This is a genomic window from Neisseria sp. P0021.S006 (assembly GCF_051956895.1).
This window is the reverse complement of the sequence record NZ_JBQCWZ010001184.1, coordinates 1-466: the sequence shown is the minus strand read 5'-3', so window position 1 is coordinate 466 and position 466 is coordinate 1. Positions and strand designations below refer to the sequence as shown.

General features: G+C 50.6%; 1 protein-coding gene. It reads right to left on the bottom strand.

The window, feature by feature from the left end:
• On the bottom strand, positions 1-466 hold a 466-nt coding region (locus ACTHUM_RS19375; RefSeq protein ID WP_440403924.1), incomplete at both ends, for an SPFH domain-containing protein.

Here is a 466-nt window from a genome sequence, read left to right as displayed (position 1 = left end):
ATTCTTCTTCGCGCGAGATTTTCAGGCGTTGCTGCTCGGCTTCGAGGTTTTTGGTTTTGATTGCCAAGTCGGTGTCTTGTTCGATTTCGTTACGTTTTTTGCGGCGGCCTTCGATGGTTTCGGTCAGTTTGGTCAAACCTTCCGCGTCAAAGGCGTTTTGCGGGTTGAAGAACTCAAAGCTGGTTTGGTCGAGGCCGGTCAGGGAAACGGTTTCGAGTTCGAGACCGTTTTTAAACAAATCTTCGCTCACGACTTGCTGTACTTTCTGAACGAAATCAACACGTTTTTCATGCAGTTCTTCCATGGCCATTTCGGCGGCAACGGCGCGCAGGGCATCAACGAATTTACCTTCGACTAGGTCTTTCAGCTCATCGGGAGACATGGTTTTCATACCCAGCGTTTGTGCGGCGGTCGCAATGCTCTCGGCGCTGGGTTTAACGCGGACGTAAAATTCAGCCATCACGTC